The organism is Proteiniphilum sp. X52 (assembly GCF_003712195.1).
Classification (GTDB): Bacteria; Bacteroidota; Bacteroidia; order Bacteroidales; family Dysgonomonadaceae; genus Proteiniphilum.
The window spans coordinates 21,420-44,481 of record NZ_RDSD01000006.1 but is presented as its reverse complement, the minus strand read 5'-3'; the positions used below and the strand labels follow the sequence as shown (position 1 = coordinate 44,481).

14 protein-coding genes and 1 riboswitch are annotated in these 23,062 nt (G+C 44.7%); of the genes, 8 read left to right on the top strand and 6 right to left on the bottom strand.

Annotation, left to right across the window (positions count from 1 at the left end):
• Positions 1-75: 75 nt before the first annotated feature.
• From D7D25_RS06690 to D7D25_RS06670, 5 genes are all read right to left on the bottom strand, one after another.
• Positions 76-2,214 (bottom strand): TonB-dependent siderophore receptor, encoded by a 2,139-nt coding sequence (locus D7D25_RS06690; RefSeq protein ID WP_122968207.1) that lies wholly within the window; start codon positions 2,212-2,214, stop codon positions 76-78.
• Positions 2,215-2,347: 133 nt separating this feature from the next.
• Positions 2,348-2,604, bottom strand: a riboswitch (cobalamin riboswitch).
• A 61-nt stretch (positions 2,605-2,665) separates the two neighbouring features.
• Positions 2,666-3,472: an ABC transporter ATP-binding protein gene (locus D7D25_RS06685; protein WP_122968206.1), complete on the bottom strand. Its 807-nt coding sequence runs from the start codon at positions 3,470-3,472 to the stop codon at positions 2,666-2,668.
• Positions 3,473-3,670: 198 nt separating this feature from the next.
• Positions 3,671-4,690: an iron ABC transporter permease gene (locus D7D25_RS06680; protein ID WP_185140230.1), complete on the bottom strand. Its 1,020-nt coding sequence runs from the start codon at positions 4,688-4,690 to the stop codon at positions 3,671-3,673.
• A 45-nt stretch (positions 4,691-4,735) separates the two neighbouring features.
• A complete protein-coding gene (locus D7D25_RS06675; RefSeq protein ID WP_122968204.1) occupies positions 4,736-5,266 on the bottom strand; it encodes a cob(I)yrinic acid a,c-diamide adenosyltransferase in 531 nt (176 codons plus the stop codon).
• A gap of 132 nt (positions 5,267-5,398) precedes the next feature.
• The gene (locus D7D25_RS06670; RefSeq protein WP_122968203.1) at positions 5,399-6,214 is read right to left on the bottom strand and encodes an ABC transporter substrate-binding protein; all 816 of its coding nucleotides are present in this window, start codon (positions 6,212-6,214) and stop codon (positions 5,399-5,401) included.
• Positions 6,215-6,549: 335 nt separating this feature from the next.
• Here D7D25_RS06670 and D7D25_RS06665 point away from each other — a divergent pair, with 335 nt between their 5' ends.
• From D7D25_RS06665 to D7D25_RS06650, 4 genes are all read left to right on the top strand, one after another.
• Positions 6,550-6,822, top strand: a complete 273-nt coding sequence (locus D7D25_RS06665) for a co-chaperone GroES (protein ID WP_122968202.1) — start codon at positions 6,550-6,552, stop codon at positions 6,820-6,822.
• Between the two features lie 131 nt (positions 6,823-6,953).
• Positions 6,954-8,588 carry a chaperonin GroEL gene (gene groL / locus D7D25_RS06660; protein ID WP_122968201.1) on the top strand — a complete coding sequence of 545 codons (1,635 nt, stop codon included), beginning with the start codon at positions 6,954-6,956 and terminating at the stop codon, positions 8,586-8,588.
• A gap of 307 nt (positions 8,589-8,895) precedes the next feature.
• Positions 8,896-12,165 (top strand): carboxypeptidase regulatory-like domain-containing protein, encoded by a 3,270-nt coding sequence (locus tag D7D25_RS06655; RefSeq protein WP_122968200.1) that lies wholly within the window; start codon positions 8,896-8,898, stop codon positions 12,163-12,165.
• A gap of 65 nt (positions 12,166-12,230) precedes the next feature.
• Entirely contained in the window at positions 12,231-13,715 is a 1,485-nt protein-coding gene (locus D7D25_RS06650) for a BACON domain-containing protein (protein WP_370453840.1), read from the top strand.
• Between the two features lie 327 nt (positions 13,716-14,042).
• Here D7D25_RS06650 and fldA read toward each other — a convergent pair whose 3' ends face one another.
• The gene (fldA, locus tag D7D25_RS06645) at positions 14,043-14,549 is read right to left on the bottom strand and encodes a flavodoxin FldA (RefSeq protein ID WP_122968198.1); all 507 of its coding nucleotides are present in this window, start codon (positions 14,547-14,549) and stop codon (positions 14,043-14,045) included.
• A gap of 259 nt (positions 14,550-14,808) precedes the next feature.
• Between fldA and D7D25_RS06640 the strand changes: the two genes are divergently transcribed.
• From D7D25_RS06640 to D7D25_RS06625, 4 genes are all read left to right on the top strand, one after another.
• Positions 14,809-17,226, top strand: a complete 2,418-nt coding sequence (locus tag D7D25_RS06640; RefSeq protein WP_185140229.1) for a TonB-dependent receptor — start codon at positions 14,809-14,811, stop codon at positions 17,224-17,226.
• 251 nt (positions 17,227-17,477) lie between these two features.
• Positions 17,478-18,047, top strand: a complete 570-nt coding sequence (locus tag D7D25_RS06635; protein ID WP_255417217.1) for an RNA polymerase sigma factor — start codon at positions 17,478-17,480, stop codon at positions 18,045-18,047.
• Between the two features lie 170 nt (positions 18,048-18,217).
• Positions 18,218-19,411, top strand: coding sequence for a FecR family protein (locus D7D25_RS06630; RefSeq protein WP_122968195.1), 1,194 nt, complete (start codon positions 18,218-18,220; stop codon positions 19,409-19,411).
• A gap of 256 nt (positions 19,412-19,667) precedes the next feature.
• Positions 19,668-23,045 (top strand): SusC/RagA family TonB-linked outer membrane protein, encoded by a 3,378-nt coding sequence (locus D7D25_RS06625; protein ID WP_158602558.1) that lies wholly within the window; start codon positions 19,668-19,670, stop codon positions 23,043-23,045.
• Positions 23,046-23,062 lie beyond the last annotated feature (17 nt).

Sequence of the window (23,062 nt, the reverse complement as noted above, 5' to 3'; positions counted from 1 at the left end):
CAGTTCTTAGTTCCCAGTTCTAAGTTCTAAGTTCTAAGTTCTAAGTTCTCAGTTCCCAGTTCCCAATTTCTGATTTCAGAACGAATAGCTGAACGATCCCATAATACTGCGTCCCGGCATATTGTATCCGTCTTTTTCGGTGTAATTTTCATCGAGCAGGTTGGAGACTGATATCCCGACACGTGCTTTCGGGGTTACATTATAGTAAGCGGAATAATCAAAGACCAGATGTGCCGAATGCTGAAGAACCTGATCGGTTGTTTCATAGTCGCCTTTGATGTAGTAATCCTCCGGTTTTATATCGGGGCGAAGATTATCCCATGCCATCCAGTCGTTTTCGAGCCGTTTCCCGATATAGCGGGCATTCAGGCGGGTTACAAAACCATTGTGGGTGTCGAATGTGATTCCGAAATTCCCGGTGTTACGACGGACATATAACATATCTTTGGTCAGCGTTTTTTGGGCGGGCGTATCTTTATCCGTTGTTTCATCGAACTTATTATTGAACAGGTGGGTAAAAGCGGCATATAGCTCAAGGCTGTACCGTGATCCATGCGCTTTGGCGATATCGGAAGAGAACATGATCTCCAAACCGTTCATACGGCCTTTATCGGCGTTTGCATAAGTAGTATACTTTTCGTTGGTTGCCTTATCGGTCTTCTTATCATTCACGATTTTATTCTTGTAGAACGCATGAAAATAGGTCACATCTAAGTTAAGCCATTCATTATTAGACATATTGATGCCGAAATCGAATGAGGTGGATGTTTCCGCTTTCAGGTTTTCATTCCCTCTATATTGTGTGTTTCCAACCTGATACCTCCCGGCTGTTTTATAGGCGTCCGGAACGTAAAACGCGTTTCCTGCACTGGCATGGATATTCAGCATCGGTGTGAGGAAGTATTTAATACCCACCGAAGGGTTGAGGTTGGAATAATCGGTGCTCTTCTTTTCATTGCCCAGAAAATCATCGGCTTCGAGGGTGAATTTCGTGTAGTTATAGCGGATACCTGCGTTGACAAAAAGATCTCCCTTAGTATACGCGCCCTGCACAAATGCGGATGAGGCAAGGCTGTTATGATCCGGACGGTAAGGATTTGTAGGCGTTAATTTATCCGAAAATCGTTCGGACGAAACATTCAGCGCATCCAAGTCGATCCCCCCGATCAGTTGAAAGTCGCCCCAGATGTGCGTATTACTCAGTTTTAACCCATACTGCTTGACCGATTCTTTGGAGTTGATAAACCCCTCCTCCGTATTGTTGTCGTAATTGCTCTCGTTGTATACGGAATAATAGGGTGAGATAAGCAATGTATTGTTGAATGTTTTCCGTTGGATATCGAGCATTGTATTGGTACGGTCGAAATCTTTCTTGCTCAAACCGTATGAATGCCAGTAATTGCCGGGCGTTTCAATATCGTTTGAAGTGACGAATATGCCTGACAGATCGGCACTCCAGAGGTCATTGAACCCGACATTCAATTTCCCCATGAATTGGTTGATCTGGTATTGGCTGTTGGTCATGATGTCGCCATACGATTTTTTGTCGAGGATCAATTCCTCTTTTTCCGACAAAGAAATCAGATTCTTTTTCCCGATACGATAATCTTTATCCTGTGCTTTCCTCGAAAAGCCGAGTGCTAAAGAAACGTTATCGGAAACGCCTCCCGATGCGTATCCGTTGAAGTTGGTCTGCCCGAAGTTTCCGGCGCTGAGGCTGATATTGCCAGTCCGGCTATCACCGGGTTTGCGTGTGATGATATTGATCACGCCACCCATTGCGTCCGATCCATAGAGCACTGAGTAGGGTCCTTTCACTACTTCTACCATCTCGATAAAATCGGTTGGTATGGATGTCAGGTTGGTTGTCCCGGCCGGTTTGCCGTCAATCAGTACCAACGTGTAATTGCGATTGTGGGCGGAAGGTGCGAAGCCGCGCATACCCACGGCCGAGGAGGCTCCCGGATATTGTATGATATCGAGGTTTACCGTCCGTTTCAATAGGTCGGCAGCATTGTCGGCCTGTACGGTGGCTATTTTTTTACTGTCGATGATCTCTACTTTCTGAGGGACGCTCTTTAATGGAAGCCCCATACGGGTGGCGGTGACCACCACTTCGTCCAGGTCATAGGACTGTTCGGCGGAATCCTGCGCATAGAGGCAAGTGCCTGCAAAAAACAGGGCAATGATGCCCGATAAAAATTTCTTGTTCATTGTTGAAAAAATTTACAGTTAAACATTTGTTTGAACCATAAACTTTCAAGGGAGAGTGTGTTGTGAAATTCCGATTGGTGGGAAATAGGGGAAATCGGAAATAGTCTCAACGCTGCTTTTATCCCGAAAGCTTGGATGGTTGATGCTTTCAGGCAGGTCTTCCGGCTCGTTCCCGGTTATCCGTTGCCTTCCCACCCCGATTACCGGGACAGTGACTTTCGCGTTTTCCGCGTCGGAGAACCTTGTCAGCGAAACTATTTCCAAAACATCTGGAATAGTCTAGCCATAGAGAACATACGGCTGCGGGTACAGCTTCGGCTTCTTTGCGTACAGGCAAACTACCGAATTCCTTTATACCCGAAAAGCGGTGCAAAAGTACTGTTTTTATTTGGAATTTGGAAATGAAATATTGAAGAGTTTATTCGGAGATCGGTTTGTTTGGTGGAATAATTTATTTTTTTCCATTGCGTAACCTCTGTTCGGAAACGGGAAAGACTACCGGTTTGCCGGATATGGGATTGGTTTTCACGATCACCACCGTGTTGTACACATTTTCGATATGTTCATAGGTCATCACCTCTTCGGGGGCTCCCTGGCAAAAGGTTGTCCCGTTTTTCATCATCAGCAGGAAGTCGCAATATTCGGCGGCAAGGGAGAGGTCGTGTATGATCATCATCACGCTTAATTTCATCTCTTCGTTCAGCCTTTGGATCAGGTTCATGAATTGCATCTGATGGGTGATGTCGAGGTGTGATGTGGGTTCATCCAGGAGTAACAGGCGGGGGTGTTGCGAAAGGGCACAAGCAATATTGGCCATTTGTCGCTCACCGCCGCTCAATTCTGTCATTGACTTGTTGCGCAGGCGATAGGTGTTGGTCAAATGCATGTAGTGATGCGCTATCTCGATATCTTCTTTCCTGTCGAAGAACTGGAATGGTTGACGATAGGGTAGTCTTCCCATCAGCACATATTCCTCTACAGATAGTTCTGCCGTTTCGGAGAATTGGGAGACGATGGCGAGCTTTCGCGCTTTCTCCCTCCATGTAAGTCTCGACAGATCGGTTCCCTCAAGCTGGATATACCCCTCCTTTAAAGGCAATGCTCCGGAGATCCCCCTGAACAAGGTGGTTTTCCCGGATCCGTTGGGACCGATGATACCCGCAAACGACCCTTCGGTGAGCGACAGGTTGATGTCGTGTATCCTGAAACCGCTGCTATATCCGCAGGAGAGGTTTTGTATGTCGAGGAAAGGAGGCATTCTATTAATTATGAGTTATGAATTAAAAGTGAAAAATGAAAAATTAAGAGTGAAAAATTAAGAGTGAAAAATGAAAAATGAAAAGTGAAAAGTGAAAAATTAAAGAAGTAAGAAAGAATTCACATAAATTCTTCAATCTCCTTCAATCTTCATCTATCTTCTTCAATCTTTTTTTCAATCATCACATCATCACGTCAATTAATCATCATATCGTCTGATTTCTTTCCGTCTTGAGTTACTCAATAAAACGATAAAGGCCGCGCCGCCGACAATGCCGGTAATTACTCCGATAGGCAGCTCATTGGGCGAGATGATAGTACGTGCAATCACATCACACAGGATCAGGAATATGCCGCCGCTCAGAAAAGAGGAGATGAGCAGTATGCGATAATCGGTACCTACCCATAGGCGTACGATGTGCGGGATCACCAGTCCCACGAATCCGATGACCCCTGCCACGGCAATGCATGCCCCGGTAAGCAGTGACGTGATGATGAACAGGATACGGATCACACTGTTTGCATTAAATCCGAGGTGCCTGGCTTTTTCCTCTCCCAGTCGAAGTGCATTGAGCGGCATTACGAACAGGTATGAAACGATCAGGCAGAAGAGAGAAAGGGCAATCATCACCGTGATCATAGTGCTGTTCGTTTCGTTGAGCGACCCCATCATCCAGAAAACAATACCATGGATATTGTCGGTGGAAGTGATGGACATGAGAAACATCATTAGTGAAGAAGCGATAAAGCTGATCATCACACCGATCAGTAACATCCGGTTGACACTGAGTCCGCCTCTTCCAAGGCTGAGGGTATATACAAGGAAGATGGTCGCAAAAGAGCCGATAAATCCGGCCAACGGCAGGAACAGGATATTGAGCAGATGAAGTCCGGACACAATGGCAAAGGTGATACCCAACGAGGCGCCGCCTGAGATCCCAAGCGTATATGGTTCCACCAAAGGATTCCGGTAAATCCCCTGTAATATGGCTCCGGCCAGGCTGAGGCTCCCGCCGATGGCCAGGCCAAGTAATGTGCGGGGGATACGGATGTAGGCCAATACGCCGTATTCCATACTCTCCTTTTCGGAAAAAATACGCGGCAGGTCGCCGATTCGTATTGAAATTTCACCCATTCCCAGCGACAGGATGGATGCGACTATGAGCCCTGCCAGAAGTAGCAGGACATATAAACCCCAGATCCATTGTTTTTGTCCCATTCCTTGGTTGCTTAACAGATATTTCGGAAAGAATTCTGTCGGCGTTCAATACTCAATCCCTTTCCGACTACGTATTTTCCGGTCGTAAGGATGTTTCAGCTTTTTACAGAACGTGACGTAATCAGCCAGTTCCATCACGTTATCTGTGGCGGCCCTGCCTGTCATTACGAGTTCCATATTGGCCGGTTTGGATTTTATAAAATCGAGTAATATGGATTCGTCTAGGTATTGATCTCGGACGGAAATAAGTATTTCGTCCAAGATAAGCAGATCATAATGTTCCGTGGTCAATATCTCTCTAATCGTTTGGATAGCTTCCGGAACTTCGTTCTTGATTTGATCTTCGTCGATGCTTTTATCCAGATGGGGATGCCCTTTGGCAAAGTTTAAAACTGTCGCGCCAAGTTTTTTGAGGCTTTCCATTTCAGCATAGCCATATTTTTCGGGACGTTTGTGAAACGAGCAGTAGCAGACTTTGAATCCACTACCCAAAGCACGTGCAGCCAATCCCACAGCCGAGGTTGTCTTGCCCTTCCCGTCACCGGTATATATATGTATTAACCCTAAATTTTTCATAGATGAATCTATCTTAGTTCTCAGTTCTTAGTTCTCAGTTCTTAGTTCTCAGTTCTTAGTTCCCAGTTTCCAGTTCCCAGTTCCCAGTTCTCAGTTCTCAGTTCCCAGTTCCCGGTTCTCAGTTCCCGGTTCTCAGTTCCCGGTTCTCGACATCAACTGATCCATCAACACGATTGTCTGTGCAAAAGTGATTGGAGTCGGCTGGCAGGCTATGTCGGACTCGATGATATATATTTGTTTATTCCGGGCTGCTTTGAGACTGGAATACCTGCTCCATGCTTTCAGTTCTTCTTCTCCTACGATACCCATGGTGGCAATGAAAATATAATCGGGATTATTAGCGATAACGAATTCCCGCGTGACAGCGCCTTGTGTCAGTTTTTTTGAGATATTTTCGATGCCGAGGAACGTCATATAGTCATCCATGAATGTATTGGACGTGACGGCAAACAGCGGATTGGCTCCGATTTGGAAAAACATCTTCCGCGTAGTTTTGTTTTTGTTCTTTTCTGTTATTTGCTGGATGCTACGTTCGCTTTCTTTTATCAGCGTATTGGCTTTTTCGGTTTTGCCGACCAACTTACCCATCTGGATAAACTGGTTACATATTTCCCGGAAAGATTGAGGAGTGGGGATGATCTCTACTTTTATCCCCATCTTCTTCAGTAATTCTATATCTTTTGGATTGGTCAAGCCGGAAGCCAGTACCAAGTCGGGTTTCAGGCTGATGATCTTTTCCACGTTCGCTTTTACTGCTGAAGATACGATCTCCTTGTTATCTTCCTTCGCTGCCATGCAATAGCTTGTACATCCTATAAGATTGTCCTGCGCTTCCAGATAATAGATACTCTGTGTAAATGAGGGCGCCAGCGACACGATACGCGTGTAAGGCTGTCCCTGTACGGTAAATACTATGACAATAAATAGAAATAGGAATATTTTTTTCATTTTCTTTAAAATAAAGCATTTCACAATGTTTTTTCCGCTCAAAAAATGCGTTGAAACTTTTGTTTCTTCTTCTTTCCCAATTTTTCACCTGATATAACCCTGCAAAGGTACAAGAAACGCTCGAAATATTCTCACTTTGGTGAAAGGGTTTTTCATTCCTGCATTTTTGCATGGGAGGAGGACTGAAATTTTGGCAGGAAATTTGTCAGTTTCCCTTCCTGTCAATGTTTTTTTTGGCAGAAAAGGGATTTGAATAAATTTGGCACAGAATTCGCTGTGGAGGTAATGTCAATTAGATAACTAACATTAATTATATTAACATCAATTTTAGTAGTATGAACATTAAACCATTGGCAGACAGAGTGCTGGTAAAACCGGCAGCTGCAGAAGAAAAGACAGTGAGTGGAATCATCATCCCCGATACGGCAAAGGAAAAACCGCTGAAAGGTGAAGTGGTAGCTGTGGGAAAAGGTACAAAAGACGAAGAGATGGTCGTCAAACAAGGCGACAAAGTGCTTTATGGAAAATATGCAGGCACTGAAATTGAAATCGATGGAGTACAATACCTGATTATGCGTCAGTCTGACATTTTAGCAATCATCGGATAAATAAAAAGATTGAAGCAGGGATTGAGGAAATTGAATGGAGAAATTGAGAAATTTTAATTGCATTAGTCTGAACCAATCTGAATCAATCTAAATCAATCTAATTAAAACCAACAACAAATAATCGAAATAAAATGGCTAAAGAAATTAAATTTGAAATGGATGCGCGTGACCTTCTGAAAAAAGGCGTGGACGCATTGGCAGATGCCGTTAAAGTAACATTGGGGCCCAAAGGCCGTAACGTCATTCTCGACAAAAAATACGGCGCGCCCCAAATCACCAAAGACGGTGTGACCGTGGCAAAAGAGATCGAATTGGAAGATGCTTTCCAGAACATGGGAGCACAGTTGGTGAAAGAGGTCGCGTCTAAAACCAACGACGATGCCGGAGACGGAACGACCACCGCTACCGTGCTGGCACAATCCATTATCGGTGTGGGACTCAAAAACGTGACTGCAGGCGCTAATCCTATGGACCTGAAACGTGGTATTGACAAAGCTGTCGCTACTGTGGTGGAAAACCTGAAAAGCCAGGCCGTTGAAGTAGGGAATGACCTGAAGAAAATCGAGAACGTTGCCAAAATTTCCGCGAACGGTGATGAAACCATCGGTAAACTGATTGCCGAAGCCATGCAGAAAGTAAGCAAAGAAGGCGTGATCACCGTGGAAGAGTCGAAAGGTACCGACACTTATGTAGACGTGGTGGAAGGCATGCAGTTCGACCGCGGATATATCTCCCCCTATTTTGTGACCGACACCGAAGCGATGGAGGTAGATTTCGAAAATCCACTGATCCTTATCCATGACAAAAAGATCTCTGCCATCAAGGACCTTCTTCCCATTCTGGAAAAAGGGATCCAAACCGGAAAACCGCTGTTGATCATCGCCGAAGATATCGACTCGGAAGCGCTTACTACATTGGTGGTAAACCGCCTGCGCGGATCATTGAAGGTGGCTGCGGTAAAAGCACCCGGATTTGGAGACCGCAGAAAAGAGATGTTGGAAGACATTGCCATCCTCACCGGTGGCGTGGTGATCTCCGAAGAAAAAGGTCTTACTTTGGAAAATGCTTCGCTCGATATGCTGGGTAGCGCTGAAAAAGTGACTATCGACAAAGATACCACTACCATTGTCAACGGTGTGGGCGAAAAAGAAGCCATCAACAACCGTATCGGGCAGATCCGCGCGCAGATCGAGAAGACCACATCCGATTACGATCGTGAAAAACTGCAGGAACGCCTGGCTAAACTGGCCGGCGGTGTGGCGGTGCTTTACGTGGGTGCGCCTTCTGAAGTGGAGATGAAAGAGAAGAAAGACCGTGTGCAGGATGCCTTGTCAGCTACCCGTGCTGCCGTGGAAGAAGGAACCGTTCCCGGAGGTGGTGTGGCTTATGTGCGTGCTATTGAGACCCTCGAAGGCCTCAAAGGTGAGAACGAAGATGAAACCACCGGTATCGAGATCGTGAAACGTGCTATCGAGGAGCCGCTGCGTCAGATAGTGTCGAATGCCGGAAAAGAAGGTGCCGTGGTTGTGCAGAAAGTGCGTGAGGGTAAAGTCGATTTCGGTTACAATGCCCGCACCGACCAATATGAGAATCTCTACGAGACGGGTGTGATCGACCCGGCGAAAGTGACCCGTGTCGCTCTGGAAAATGCGGCTTCCATCGCCGGCATGTTCCTCACAACCGAATGTGTGATCACCGATAAAAAAGAAGAGAACCCTGCACCGCAGATGCCGATGGGCGGAGGCGGAATGGGCGGCATGATGTAATCTCGGAATAGATTATATTGATACGCTATGAAGGCGGATGACCGAAAATGAAAATTGGAGGTTATCCGCCTTGTTTTTTGTCATAGAAATATTTAAAGAGTGCTTTTGTGCCAATTCTTACTTCCTTATGTCTCTTTTTACATTGTTTTAACTGGATAATTTTAATTCTGATCCAACCTGAAAAAAGATAAATAAAGTAACAAAAATGTAACAGTTTTTAGATAAAATTATCGTACTTTTGCGCAATATATAGGCTATGACATTTAGTTTAATTAAAAATACGATTGACAATTAAAAGATTGAATTTATGGTAAAGAAATTGAAGTTTTTAGCTGTAGCTCTTACTTTAATGATTGCTACTGTGATGCAGGCCCAGGTGACTACCTCCAGTATGAGCGGACGTGTCACAGATGCTGACGGGGCCGTGATCGGTGCGACGGTGATTGCCACACATCAACCTTCAGGAACGACTTACGGGACGATTACCAATATGGAGGGCCGCTACAACCTAAACGGCATGCGTGTGGGTGGACCTTATTCCGTGGAAATTTCTTACATTGGATATGGAACTCACGCCACAGACAACATTACGTTGAGCCTGGGTGAAAACTATGTGTTGAATGCCCTACTCTCCGAAGAAGCAACATCATTGGACGAAGTTGTGGTAACGGCAACCCGCACAAAATTCTCCAATGAGAAAACCGGAGCAGTGACGAATATCACAAACAGCCAGATAGTTAATTTGCCTACGGTAAGCCGTAGTATTATGGATGTTACCCGCCTTTCACCTTATGGAGGCAATGGTATGAGCTTTGCCGGTACAGATGGTCGTACGGCAAACTTTACTGTGGATGGAGCTAATTTCAACAATAACTTTGGTTTGAGTGCCGCTCTGCCTGGTGGAGGTAACCCCATCTCCCTTGAAGCGATCGAAGAATTGCAAGTCGTTATCGCGCCATACGATGTCCGTCAGACAAACTTTATTGGTGGTGGCGTAAACGCTATTACAAAATCGGGTACAAATACCTTTAAAGCCAGCGCTTACGTTTTTCATAGAAATGAAAATATGCGCGGTAATGCCGTTAGGGGTCAACTGGTCGAAAAAGACGTGCGTGAAAAGGACCGTAATACCGCCTACGGTTTCACCATAGGTGGTCCCATTATCAAAAGCAAATTGTTCTTCTTCGTCAACGCTGAAATGGCTAAAATACCCACTATAGCCAATCGTTGGAAACCTTCCGCGAATGGTGTGGCCGATCCTGACAATTATATCTCCCGTACAACAGAAAGCGACCTCAAGAGGGTTTCTGATTTTGTGCGAAGTGAATATGGATATGAAACGGGATCTTACACGAACTTCCCGGCAGATGAGAGTAATCGCAAACTTCTTGCCCGTTTGGATTGGAATATCACAAACAAACATCGTCTGGCTTTGCGTTATAACTATACAAAAAATGTTTCATGGAGATCTCCCAATGCCACTTCAATGGATGGGGGTACACGTATGTCGGAGGCCAGAATGTCACAAGCCTCAATGTCATTTGCAAATTCGATGTATTCAATGGACAACCTCGTGCATTCATTCTCGTTCGACCTGAACAGCCGGTTGTCAGACAACCTTTCCAACCAGTTCCTGGCAACATTCTCAAAATTGGACGATATTCGCGGGACGAATTCTGCAGAATTCCCGTTCATCGACATTTTGAAAGATGATCAGTCCTATATCTCTTTGGGGTATGAGCTTTTTACCTGGAATAACGGTGTCCACAACAATGTACTGAACATCAAGGATGAATTGACCTATTACCTGGGCAACCACAAAGTCGTGGGAGGTGTCGCATATGAATACAAGATGGCAGATAATGCTTATATGCGTAACGGTACCGGATATTATCGCTACAGAAGTCTTGACGACTTTTTAAACGGGGGGGTACCTGAAATTGTGAACCTGACGTATGGTTATGACGGAGAAAAAAATCCTGTGGCTCGGGTGAGAAGTAACAAAATTGGAGTATATGCACAAGACGATTGGAGTATCAGCGAAAAATTCAAACTTTCATACGGCCTTCGTATTGATGGACTTTTCTTCAACAATGCTGACTTGATGACAAACAAAGCGATCTACGATATAGATTATTTTGGCCGTCATATCGACACCGGTAAATGGCCTTCAGCAAGTCTCATATTCTCTCCCCGTGTAGGGTTTGTATGGGATACTTTTGGGGACAAGAGCCTGAAAGTGCGTGGCGGTACCGGTCTTTTCTCAGGTAATTTGCCGCTTGTATTCTTCACCAATATGCCTACCAACAGCGGAATGGTGCAATATCAGGCACAAATAAATGCCGCGGAAGCTGCAAGGAGAGGTTTCTCAATGAATACATTTGCCGGCGGCCTGGTAACCGATGCCAACGGTAAAGCCACTATTGCCGCTCTTTATGACAAACTGGCCTCGTTGGGTTATCCTATGGCCATATCACCCGAAGACGGAACCGTTCCTTCAGCTATTGCGGCTGTAGATCAAAACTTCAAAATGCCACAGGTATGGAAAACGTCGCTTGCTCTTGACTATGCATTACCCACACCTTTTCCCTCCTCCTTTACGGTGGAAGGGATCTTCAACAAAACCATCAACGGTGTTTGTATGTCTGACTGGAGTACCCCCTCAGTAGGTGGTTTTGCCCGTTTCAACGGTGTGGACAACCGCCCGATTTATCCCGATGGTTATCGTGTCAACAAAGCGGCATTTATGTTGGAAAACACAAGCCGTGGTTATGGCTGGTCAGGCAACATCACTTTCAATGCCCAACCGGCAGAATGGATCAGCGTGATGGCTGCCTATACACACACGGTTGCCAAAGATGTGACCGGTATGCCCGGATCGAATGCTGAATCCGCATTTACATACGTTCCTACGGTAGAAGGCCCCAACCACATCAAGTTGCACAATTCCCAATACACCACACCCGACCGTATTGTGGCTTCGCTTACTACCCACGACAAGAGCGGTAATCACTATAGCTTTGTCTATGAAGGATGGCGTGGTGGAGCAAACTACTCATACATGATGGTGAACGATATCAATAGTGACGGTTACAATTACGATGCAATCTATGTCCCCACTGACGCTGAAGTGGAAAACAATCAATTCCGCTTTGTGTCGGAAGACGACAAAACCCGTTTTATGGACTATGTGCATGGCAACAGTTATTTGAAAAACCGGCAAGGCAAATATGCAGAGGCTTATAGCGTTTACTCTCCCTGGGTACATCGTGTCGACTTTAGCTACAAGCATGATTTTGTGGTGAATGCAGGTAGAGATACACATAAGCTGCAACTGAGCTTTGATATCAAAAATGTGATGAATCTGTTCAATTCCAGTTGGGGCGTGGCTAAATATTTGAATCCGGCAATTGGTTCGGAAGCGCGTATCCTGAAATATGAAGGTGTGGATGCTGACGGTGTGGCTACATTCTCTACACCCGCTTCAATCAATGGCGATACCAAAACATTCACACCAAGCTATTCATTGGGTCAGTGCTGGTATGCTTCAATTGGTATCAAATATATGTTCAACTAATTAAAAGTGAAGACAATATGAAATTAAAATACTTATTCCCATTATTCATCGCGACAATTGCCCTGATGACAAGTTGTGACGATAAAGAGGCTGTGACGTTGCTTAAAGAAATTCAGGTATCGTCGTCATACGTGGCTATTCCTGAAGGAGGCGGTTCTACAACCATTACCGTGACGGCACAGGACAGCTGGACGGCAAAGAAAGTAATTACCGAGAAAGATTCGGTTAAATGGCTGACGATCTCTTCAGCTACCGGAAGCGCCGGTGAGACAGAACTTACATTTTCTGCTCCATCTACCATAGATGGCCGGGCTGCGGAGGTTTTACTTAATTGTGGTGGTAATACGCAGAGAATTAACATTATCCAAGGTCTGCTGGGAGTAACCGAAGCCACTGTCGCTGACGTGATTGGCGGCCCCGATGGAAAAACTTTCCGTGTTACGGGTGTTTGCACTGCAATTTCAAATACTGTCTATGGCAACTGGTATTTGACGGATGAAACCGGTTCCTTGTATATATACGGTACGCTTGATGCGAATAACGAGGAAAAAAACTTCCTGAGTCTTGGTCTTGAAATGGGAGACGAGGTAACTGTTGAAGGACCAAAACTTACCTATGGTTCAGTTATAGAGTTGGTAAAAGTGAGGGTGATCAATATCAACAAATCACTGGTAAAAGTTGATTCTGTTGAAAACGAGGTGCTTCCTCTCGAAGGGGGTGAGTTCACAGCATACCTTACCTGCAAAGGGCAAGGCGTGTCGGTGGAAATTCCTGAAGATGCCGAATCCTGGTTGTCAATTTCGTCTATCCAACAGGCGGGAACAAATGCTGTTGTGAAATTCAAAGCCGCTGCCAATACCGGCGGAGACCGTAACACTACCATCATATTCCGTACTACGGATGGTTCTAAAGAGTATACTACAGAGACAACGCTCAGTCAAAAAGGTGCGATTGTGAAAGCAACTGTGGCAGAATTTCTCGCGGCTGCGGTTGGTAACACGCAATATCGTCTGACAGGAGTGATCACCAGTATTGCCCATGCTACCTATGGTAATTTATACCTGAGGGATTTCTCTGGTGAAGCGTATGTGTATGGTATTCAGGATTTCCAAAGTAAAGGATTGAAAGTGGGCGACATCATCACCATTGTCGGCAGACGTGCCGCATATAATGGAAATCCTCAAGTTGGTGGTGCCGTTTTGGAGAGCGTTATCCCTGTAACTGCTGTTACCATTGCCGAGGTGCTGACTAAACCTGATTCCAGCAAAGATTACTATATGGTGACAGGTGCCATTACATCAATTGCTAATCAGGACTACGGTAATCTTTATTTGAAAGACGGCGGCAGTGAGATTTACGTGTACGGCTGTTATCCGGGTTATGGTGCAACCGGCGATTTTAGAAAAGGCTTGTTAGCAGCCAAGGGCATTATAGTGGGAGACAAACTGACGGTTATTGGAACGAAGACCACTTATACTAATAGTACAACAGGAATATCAACAATTCAACTTGCCAATGGCATTTATTTCAGCCACGAAAGTGCGGAGTAAGTAATACGAAACCATATACGATAAGCAGTGTGAAACGCAGCATGAGTTGCGTGACAGATAATAAAAAACCGTGTGACAAATTGTTGTTACGCGGTTTTTACTGTAGTGTACCGGGCATGGCAAAAATAATTGTTGCGGAGAAATCATTGGAACACCAAAATGTGAATCAAAAAAACAGTGAGTTGCATAGACAACCCACTGTTTGATAGTGTAGAACACGATTGATAATTTAAAAGAGAGAAGAGTCCTTTATGGGGACTTGTGTCCGTCGATCTTTTCTTATGATTCTTACCGGAATATCCGGCGAATACCATCATCATAAAAAGATCAATCCAAATACGGTTTCAGTGAATTCACCCAAGCCTCAACCCTGCTGTCTGTTTTGTCGCTTTCGTTATCCTCATCCAGCGGTAATCCCACGAAAACGCCGTTCCTGAGAGCGTGGGAATCATCAAACGCATATCCTTCTGTGGATACTTCTCCCACAAAAGTACAGCCTGTCTTGGCGAACTCATCGTAAAGGATACCCAGCGCATTTACAAAAGTGTCGGGATACCCTTCCGCGTCCCCTTGACCGAAAAAGGCCACGGTCTTACCCTTCAGATCAAGCTTGCCGATCTGCGGGAAGAATGTGTCCCAGTCATCCTGCAATTCCCCTATGCTCCAAGTGGAAGCACCCAGAATAAGCACATCGGGCTCCAGAAGCTCCTCAGACGAGATGTCGGCAAGATCTTTCAAGACTGGTGAATAACCGGCCAGCTTTTCAGCGACTAATTGAGCCGCGTATTTGGTGTTACCGGTACTTGAACCGTAAATAATGGCGATTGACTTCATACGATTAAATTTTAGAGCCAAGAGTCATGAACCAAGATACAAGACAATATATTTGTTCTCTTGGATGCCATGACGTTCATGCTGCGTTATTGATTTTAGAATGTTTTGCAAAGTAATATGATTCTATCAGATATAGCAATGACCAAATATGACTATTTTTTTCTGAAAATTTATAACTATTGGGTATTGATACGATTTATAATTACTGGTAATTTTGCGTGCTTTTTTAGGTATTATACATAGTAAATAACATAACAGGATGAAAACTACCTATTTATTTTTATTGTCACTTATGCTGTGGTATGTGTCCGACGCTTTTTCACAAGCACAAAAAAGTGAGGGAACGCTCTCGGGATACGTGCAGGATAAGAAAAACGGAGAAGGGTTACCATCCGTCACCATTTTCGTAAAAGGAACATCACAAGGAACATCCTCCCGTTCCGACGGTACATTTGTGGTGAGAAATATTCCGGAAGGGAAACAGACCATTGTGGCCCAATATGTGGGGTATAAACCGCAGGAGGTCAATGTGACGGTTGAATCCGGAAAAAATACCGAAATCCGTTTTGAACTGGAAGAAGACATGTTCAACCTGGAACAGGTGGTGGTCACCGGAACGCGTACACCCCACTACGTGAAGAATGTGCCTGTCCGCACCGAGGTGGTTACTTCGCAGTCGCTGAGGGCAAAGAACGCCCAGAATATTTTTGAGGCGCTGGAAGCGATTCCGGGTCTCAGGGTGGAGAACCAGTGTCAGTTCTGTAATTTCTCCATGGTACGTATGCAGGGACTGGGGGCCGAACATACTCAAGTGCAGATAAACGGACAACCGATCTACTCCGGTTTGGCCAGTGTGTATGGGCTTGAGCAGATCGGAACGGGCGATGTGGACCGGATCGAGATCGTGAAAGGGGCGGGCTCCGCCCTTTACGGGAGCAGCGCCGTGGCCGGGGCTATCAATATTATTACGCGCGAACCGTCGGCCATCCCCTCCATCTCGGCCGACATCCAGTTCGGGAACTATGGCACCAACGCCTATAATATCTCTTCTTCCATGCGCAATGATAAAGGCAATATAGGTCTGAACGTATATGCGCAGAAGGTCGACCACGGCGTGATTGACGAAACGGGCGAGGGTGATACCCGGCAAGAGGTGAAACAGAAAGACGGGGTAACCGACCGTGTGGAATCGAAATTGCACAATATGGGATTCAGCCTTTATCTGGATAATCCTTTCTTTAAAGACGATAAACTTATTTTCCGGGGAAAAGGTATTAATGAAAAGCGGGCCGGAGGTACCATTACCAACGATTATTATAAAAACCCGTTTACCGACGGCACTGAAAATATCACCACCCACCGTTATGAGGGAGAAATGAACTACATGAAACCACTTGGGCAGCGTTCCGAATTACAGTTCAACACCGCTTATATCAATCATAACAGGGAAGCGACCAACGATTCTTTCCTGAACGATTACATGGGCACACACGACGGGGAAACGCCGAACGTGCTGGATATGCGTCCCTATATCGCCAGAGAGAACACCTGGGTATCGACCCTCAGCTTTACCTCGAGACTCGAAAATCATAACCTGATCCTTGGAGCACAATACTATACCACAAACCTTAATGAAACCGGGATGTACACCGTAGTGGACAAGGCCAGTGAATACTATGGCAATGCTTATCAATCCATAGCCCATAAACATGCCCGTGAAATGGGAGCCTATATCCAGGACGAATGGAATGTGTCACCCAGATTGACGCTCGTACCGGGTGTGCGTGTCGATCATCATTCGTCGGGTGAAGAATATACTTCCGACCGAAAAGTGTTCGACAGCGATTTCCCGAAAACGAAATTTAATGAAACAAGCTTTAATCCCCGTCTGGCGCTAAAATACCAATTGACAAGACAGATTACCCTACGGGCGAATGCCGGCACGGGCTTCAGGGCGCCTTACGGGTTTTCGGAAGACCTGCACCTGTGCAGCGGCTCTCCCCGTGTGTGGAAATCATCCGAACTGAAAGCCGAGACATCACGCAGCGCCAATTTCTCCGCCGATTATTACGGCCACCATTTCCAGGTCAGCGCCAACCTGTTTTATACCTTCCTGAAAAATAAGATCGATTTTGCGGATGCCGACGACGAGGTGAAGAAACTGGGGTATACCTACCAATGGGAAAATATCGACGATGCGGTGGTAAAAGGAATCGAGTTGATGGTAATGGTGAATCCCTTCAGGAATCTGAATGTGGGGGCAGACTTTGCTTTGAATAGCGGAAAGTATAATAACAACAGGGGAGACTGGGCGGAAACCGAATACGCAGATATCAGCCGCTACATTCCCCGCTTTCCGTCCACCAGCGGAAGCATAAAACTGGAATATTCGCCGAAGAGTTGGATGTTCACACTATACGGCATCTATCAGGGCAAAATGTATATCGATTATATCAGCGAGACGGCTGCAAAGTCAAAGATCAAAAAGACGGATCCTTATATGACCTTCAATGCCCGGGTCTCCAGGCGTTTCGGACTATTCAATCTCTATGCCGGGGCAAAAAACATATTCAGCTATATGCAGGACGAGAAACACCTCGATGACGCGGCGTTTATCTATGCTCCCCTTTATGGCGCACTCTATTATGCCGGTATTTCGGTAAATATGAATTACTGACCTAAAAAACGATTTCGTCAGTCTATCGGGCAGAGATGCTGAAGAACTTGTCGTGCGGTTCCCCATAACTAAAAAACATGTTTCCGTATCCGGTATTTTTACCGGGTACGGTTTTTGTTACTCTTCATTTACAATTAAAAAATTTGCCCACAAAGAAAAAATGACGTTAATTTGTTTCTGAATACCAAGTAAAGAAAATCAGGGGTATATATAATTGAATGGTCTCTATTGATTTAAATTGGAGGAACTTTGTGGAAAAGGGAGATGAACCCTCTTTCTCCCTTATTTATAACAGCCATGTGGATGATTTGTATTCATATGGAATCAGCCTGGGTTTTCAAAAGGAGACGTGTAAAGACGCCATACAGGACATATTCTATAAACTCTATATATCCAGGAACAATTTAAGCCATATAAAAAATATCACCGCTTATATTTTTAAATCGTTCAAATACCGTTTGATAGATCTATCCAGAAAAAATATAAGGGAGGAAACCCTCGATGTCATTACCGAATCTTTTACTGTAAATGTAACCGTGCTGGACAATATAATAGACAGTGAAAAGGCAAAAATATTAAAGGAAAAAGTCTCCTCGCTCCTGGATGGACTCACGGCCAACCAACGTGAAGTGGTTTATCTGAAATATATGATAGGGCTGGAACATAAGGAAATAGCAGACATCCTTAATATTCGTGAAGAATCAGCTCGTAAATTATTGTACCGGACGATGGAAAAACTTCGGCAACAAGTTTCCCAGGAAGATTTTCCGGAAGGACTAAGCATATTGTTCCTGCTGTTTTTGTCTCAGCGGTTTTTGTAACAGCAAGCAGTGATAATATTTCCATAACCACTATATAATTAGTATATTTCTATGGAATAATCGATAAAATTATTTCTTTTTTATTCTTGAAAATGTTAATTTTTTTGATTTTTATTTATTTATGTCCACGAAAATAAAAGAGATCCGTCATCCCTATAAAAAGGGGTACTGTGAATAATAAAGAGGATAATAAAAACCGGCTGTTTCAAGATGTTCATGACTTCCTTCATGACGAAGATTTTATTAGATGGAGGCTCTTTCAAACGAAGGAATTAGATGAATATTGGAACTCTTTTCAGATCGGACACCCGCATCTGAAAAAAGTGTTCCATGAAGCAGTAATACAGTTTGATACGGTAAAAATTAATCGGGATCAATTATCGGAGAAGGATAAAAAGAATATTTACCAGGCTGTTTGGGTAGATATACAGAGGCATAAGAGACGTAGATTGGTGAAGAGAATTAGTTCGGCAGTCGCAGTTTTGGTAATAGGTGCCTTGTCTGTCTTATTTGTTACCCGTAAAGAAGATCCCGGACCGAACAGTAACTCTGAAACTGAGATTATTGTCGGAGAAGCGCTTCCCGGAGAGGAAATACACCTTATTTCGGGAGGAAAGACAATTAATATCGCCCCCAAATCCCATATTGGTCTCACCGGAGATGGAAAAGCACTGGTAACGGATAGTACTGATTCCCGGAAAGAATTGTTGTTGGCTACAGCAGAGTTCAATAAATTGGTCGTTCCTTACGGTAAACGAACAAATCTGACCCTTTCTGACGGAACAGAGGTTTGGTTGAATTCAGGGACTCAACTCGATTTTCCCTCAGAATTTACGGGAAGTAGGAGAGAAATACGCGTGAATGGTGAGATCTTTATCAATGTTGCACATAATCCGGAAATCCCGTTTATTGTACATGCACATGATATGGATATTTATGTACAGGGTACTTCCTTTAATATTTCGGCTTACCATGATGACAGTAGAAAAACTGTCGTATTGGTGGAAGGAAAAGTAAAAATAGAAACGGCCGGCAGGCTTACGGCCGAATTGCTGCCCAACGAGAAAATAGAGATTACGAGAGATGACATGACAAAGGAATCTGTAAATGTATCGGAATATATCAGTTGGACAAGAGGTATATTGGAATTTAACGGAACGCCTATGTCTGAAATACTGAAGAGAATAGGGAGATATTACAATGTTCAATTCGAAAGCAGTCCGGAGATAAAGCTGAACGATAAGACCTGTTCCGGGAAACTGTTCCTTTCGAACAACTTGGACAGCGTCATGGCCTCCGTTTCCGTACTCTCATCCACTGTTTACCAAAGAGAAAACAATATCATCCATATCACTAAAAAATAAATGCTTCTGAAAAAAAGACTGTTCCTTATTCCGGCAAGCATTATTTGAAACACATGTAGAAAAATAATTGCCTATGAGAGAAGTACCGAATGAAAAGAAAATCGGACAATGCTGCCACATTGCCCGATCATACGATAATTAATCTACAACTAACGCTTAATTAATTATGTAGACTAACATTCATTACAAATGTATGAAAGAAAAATTTGAATTTAGCCTGATTGTATCCAAAAAATGCAACAGAGCTCTAAAAATCATGAAGGTTTTAACTTTATTATTTTTTTTCTGTCTGTTTTCTTTAACGGGGGAGAATGTGCATCCCCAGCAAACGCAACGTTCGTTAGATTTGAGAAACGTCACCATCAAAAAGGCTATCTCAGAAATTGAGAAAACCAGCGACGATGTGTCTCTTATTACTGATGAGGCGCAACTCGAACTCAATAAGAAAACCAGCCTCCATGCCAATAAAGAATCCATCCCCGCAATTCTGGAAAAACTTCTGAAAGACAGGGAGTTGGGATATACCGTGGTGGAGCGGCAGGTATCGGTGTATAAAAGCGCCTCGCTGAAGGCGATAGAAAAAAATGAAATAAAAAAAGAGGAGATCGAACAACAAAAAAAAACGGTCACCGGAAAGATTACTGATGAGCAAGGAGTACCGGTTATAGGAGCCAATATTTTGGAAAAGGGTACCGCTAACGGTACCATAACCGATATAGACGGAAATTTTACGTTGAGTGTAGAAGAAAATGCGATCCTTCATATTTCATATATAGGGTATTTGTCGCAAGATATTTCCACGGCAGGAAAAAGGAGCTTCAACATTGTTTTACAGGAAGATGTAAAGGCCCTTGAAGAGGTGGTGGTAACCGGTTTCGGGATCGAAAAAAGAAAAAAAGCGCTCGGTTATTCAGTTACAGAAGTATCGGGAAGCGATTTAATCCAGGCAAGGGAAATCAACATTGCCGACGCATTGGCCGGAAAAGTAGCGGGGGTAAATGTCAGCAACATCGCTACGGGAGCTTCGGGTTCAAGCCAAATCCTTATCAGGGGAAACACCTCGTTGTCGGCCAGTAACCAGCCGTTGTACGTTATTGATGGTATCCCCATCGACAATACCCAATTGGGGGTTCCCGGAACATGGGGAGGCAGTGATTGGGGGGATGGCACGTCCAGTTTGATGAATCCAGAAGATGTAGAAAATATCAGCATATTAAAGGGAAACGCCGCAGCCGCCCTTTACGGTTCACGGGCATCCAACGGGGTTATCCTGATCACCACTAAAAAAGGACAGAAAAGGAAAGGGATTGGTATTGAGTTCTCTACAAACTACGTACTGGAAAATATGATTGATTTTACGGATTACCAGAAAGAGTACGGACATGGATTTAACGGAGCAAAACCGACCAGTCAAACGGAAGCATTGGATTACGGACTTTACAGTTATGGGGCAAAACTGGACGGAAGTAGTGTCATCCAATTCGACGGTGTATCCAGGCCGTATTCCTACGTCGGCAACAATTTGAAAAAATTCTATCGTACCGGTTCCACCTGGACCAACACCTTAACCCTGACCGGAGGAAACGAGATGCACGCGTTTCGTTTTACCGTTTCCGACCTTGAAAACAAGGGGATCGTTCCGGAGAATAATATGGACCGAAAGAACTTCAGCCTAAACGCGAACGGGCAGTATGGGAAAAAATTCAGCGCGTCGGCAAAGGTCGATTACATCATCGAGAACGTAAGCCACCGGAGTGAAATATCGGATTCGCCCGGAAATGTAAACTACACGCTTTTTTCCCTACCCCCCAGTATCGATGTCGAAACACTGAAGGGAACAACCGATAAATTCGGAGCAAACGAAGAGGGAACGGAACTGCAGTTCAACGGGAACGTATATGTGAACAATCCCTATTGGGTTGCCTATCAATACAGGCGCAGCAGCAAAAGGAACAGGATTATCGGCTCAATGGTTTTAAAATACGATTTCACCGACTGGCTCTATCTCCAGGGCCGTATCGGGAGAGACTGGTATCATTATTCGAGAACCTATCTCACTCCCTATGGAACCGGTTACATACCCCGGGGTCAAATGACCGAAGAAAGATTCGTGATCAGCGAGGAAAACGCCGATGTCATGTTGGGATGGGATCGTGAATTTAACAATTATAAATTCAGCGGATTTGTTGGCGGCAATTACATGCGCCACAAGTACGACTATGCGAGTATTGGGGGAAATGATTTTAACATCCCTTTCTTTCATGATGTGTCCAATATCGCCAATCAAGGCTATGGTAGCAGTGTAAGTAATTACGGTGTTAACTCCCTCCTGGGTTCCGCGGAAATTTCATACAAAGATTATCTTTTCCTGAACGTGACCGGTAGGCAGGACTGGTTTTCCACGCTCGACGGTAAAAGCGTTTTGTACCCTTCCGCAAGTCTAAGCTGGATATTCTCCGATACGTTTAAAATGCCCCACTGGATGACTTTCGGCAAATTACGGTTATCCTTAGCGCAGGTGGGTGGCGGAGTCGACAGCCCCTACCAGACCTCGCTAAGCTACAGTTTGCTGGGAGGAGGATACCAGGGGCAACCGGCAGGTTATATATCACAATCAACGGTACCGAATACCGATTTAAAACCTTATAAGAGTACGGAATACGAATTGGGATACGACGTGAGGCTGTTTAACAACCGGCTGGGTATAGATTTCACCTATTACAGCAAAAAGACGGAAAACGATATATTGTCCGCCACAATATCCAGGGCATCCGGCTACTCTTCTGCCAGGGTCAATGTCGGTGAAGTCACCAATAAGGGCATTGAGTTGTTGATCAATTCAGGCATTATAAGGCGGCGCAACTTCGAATGGAATGCTTCTCTCAATTTTGCCTACAACAAAAACAAAGTGATCCGCCTGTCCGGAGACATAAAAACGCTTACCATGGCCGAAAGCCGGACACAGAGCGCTTTCCTGGCCAATATTGTCGGAGAGCCTTACAGCCAGATCTACGGGTATAAATTCAAGACTAACGATCAGGGAGTACGGGTGTATGACGCATCGGGACGACCTGTAAGGACAACGGAGTTATATCCGCTGGGTACCGGTATCAGTCCAATGACAATGGGCCTGAACAACTCTTTTACATATAAGAATTTCTATATGGATTTTCTGATCGACATGAAAGCCGGAGGACATATTTATGCGGCAAGCGATGCTTACGGTTATACCCGGGGATTCCACAAAAACACATTGGAAGGCCGGGAATCGGGGCTGGATATTTCCGGTGTAAACGAAGAGGGGAATCCGTTCACTTATCATATTGCCCCGGAAGATATCCGCACTTATTACGCCAGGCTTTTCCAGATAACGGAAGAATTTGTACAGGACGCATCGTTTGTCAAACTGAGGCAATTGGTACTGGGCTATAATTTTCCTTCAAGGCTGCTGAGTGAAACGCCGTTTACCGGTGTGAACGTGTCCCTTGTGGGGCGAAATCTGCTGCTTCTATGGCGTAAAACAGCCAATATCGATCCGGAGTCGACTTATATTGCCGGCAATGCCCAGGGATTGGAAGGATTTGGCGTGCCCTCGACAAGAAGTTTCGGCATAAACCTGAGTATTAAATTTTAATTGATAATCAGCCACAA

Coding starts and splice junctions, on each gene's coding strand:
- D7D25_RS06690 (WP_122968207.1), bottom strand. CDS start 2,214: ATGAACAAGAAATTTTTATCGGGCATCATTGCCCTGTTTTTTGCAGGC.
- D7D25_RS06670 (WP_122968203.1), bottom strand. CDS start 6,214: ATGAAAAAAATATTCCTATTTCTATTTATTGTCATAGTATTTACCGTA.
- D7D25_RS06675 (WP_122968204.1), bottom strand. CDS start 5,266: ATGAAAAATTTAGGGTTAATACATATATATACCGGTGACGGGAAGGGC.
- D7D25_RS06685 (WP_122968206.1), bottom strand. CDS start 3,472: ATGCCTCCTTTCCTCGACATACAAAACCTCTCCTGCGGATATAGCAGC.
- D7D25_RS06650 (WP_370453840.1), top strand. CDS start 12,231: ATGACAAGTTGTGACGATAAAGAGGCTGTGACGTTGCTTAAAGAAATT.
- groL (WP_122968201.1), top strand. CDS start 6,954: ATGGCTAAAGAAATTAAATTTGAAATGGATGCGCGTGACCTTCTGAAA.
- fldA (WP_122968198.1), bottom strand. CDS start 14,549: ATGAAGTCAATCGCCATTATTTACGGTTCAAGTACCGGTAACACCAAA.
- D7D25_RS06625 (WP_158602558.1), top strand. CDS start 19,668: ATGAAGGTTTTAACTTTATTATTTTTTTTCTGTCTGTTTTCTTTAACG.
- D7D25_RS06655 (WP_122968200.1), top strand. CDS start 8,896: ATGGTAAAGAAATTGAAGTTTTTAGCTGTAGCTCTTACTTTAATGATT.
- D7D25_RS06680 (WP_185140230.1), bottom strand. CDS start 4,690: ATGGGACAAAAACAATGGATCTGGGGTTTATATGTCCTGCTACTTCTG.
- D7D25_RS06665 (WP_122968202.1), top strand. CDS start 6,550: ATGAACATTAAACCATTGGCAGACAGAGTGCTGGTAAAACCGGCAGCT.
- D7D25_RS06640 (WP_185140229.1), top strand. CDS start 14,809: ATGAAAACTACCTATTTATTTTTATTGTCACTTATGCTGTGGTATGTG.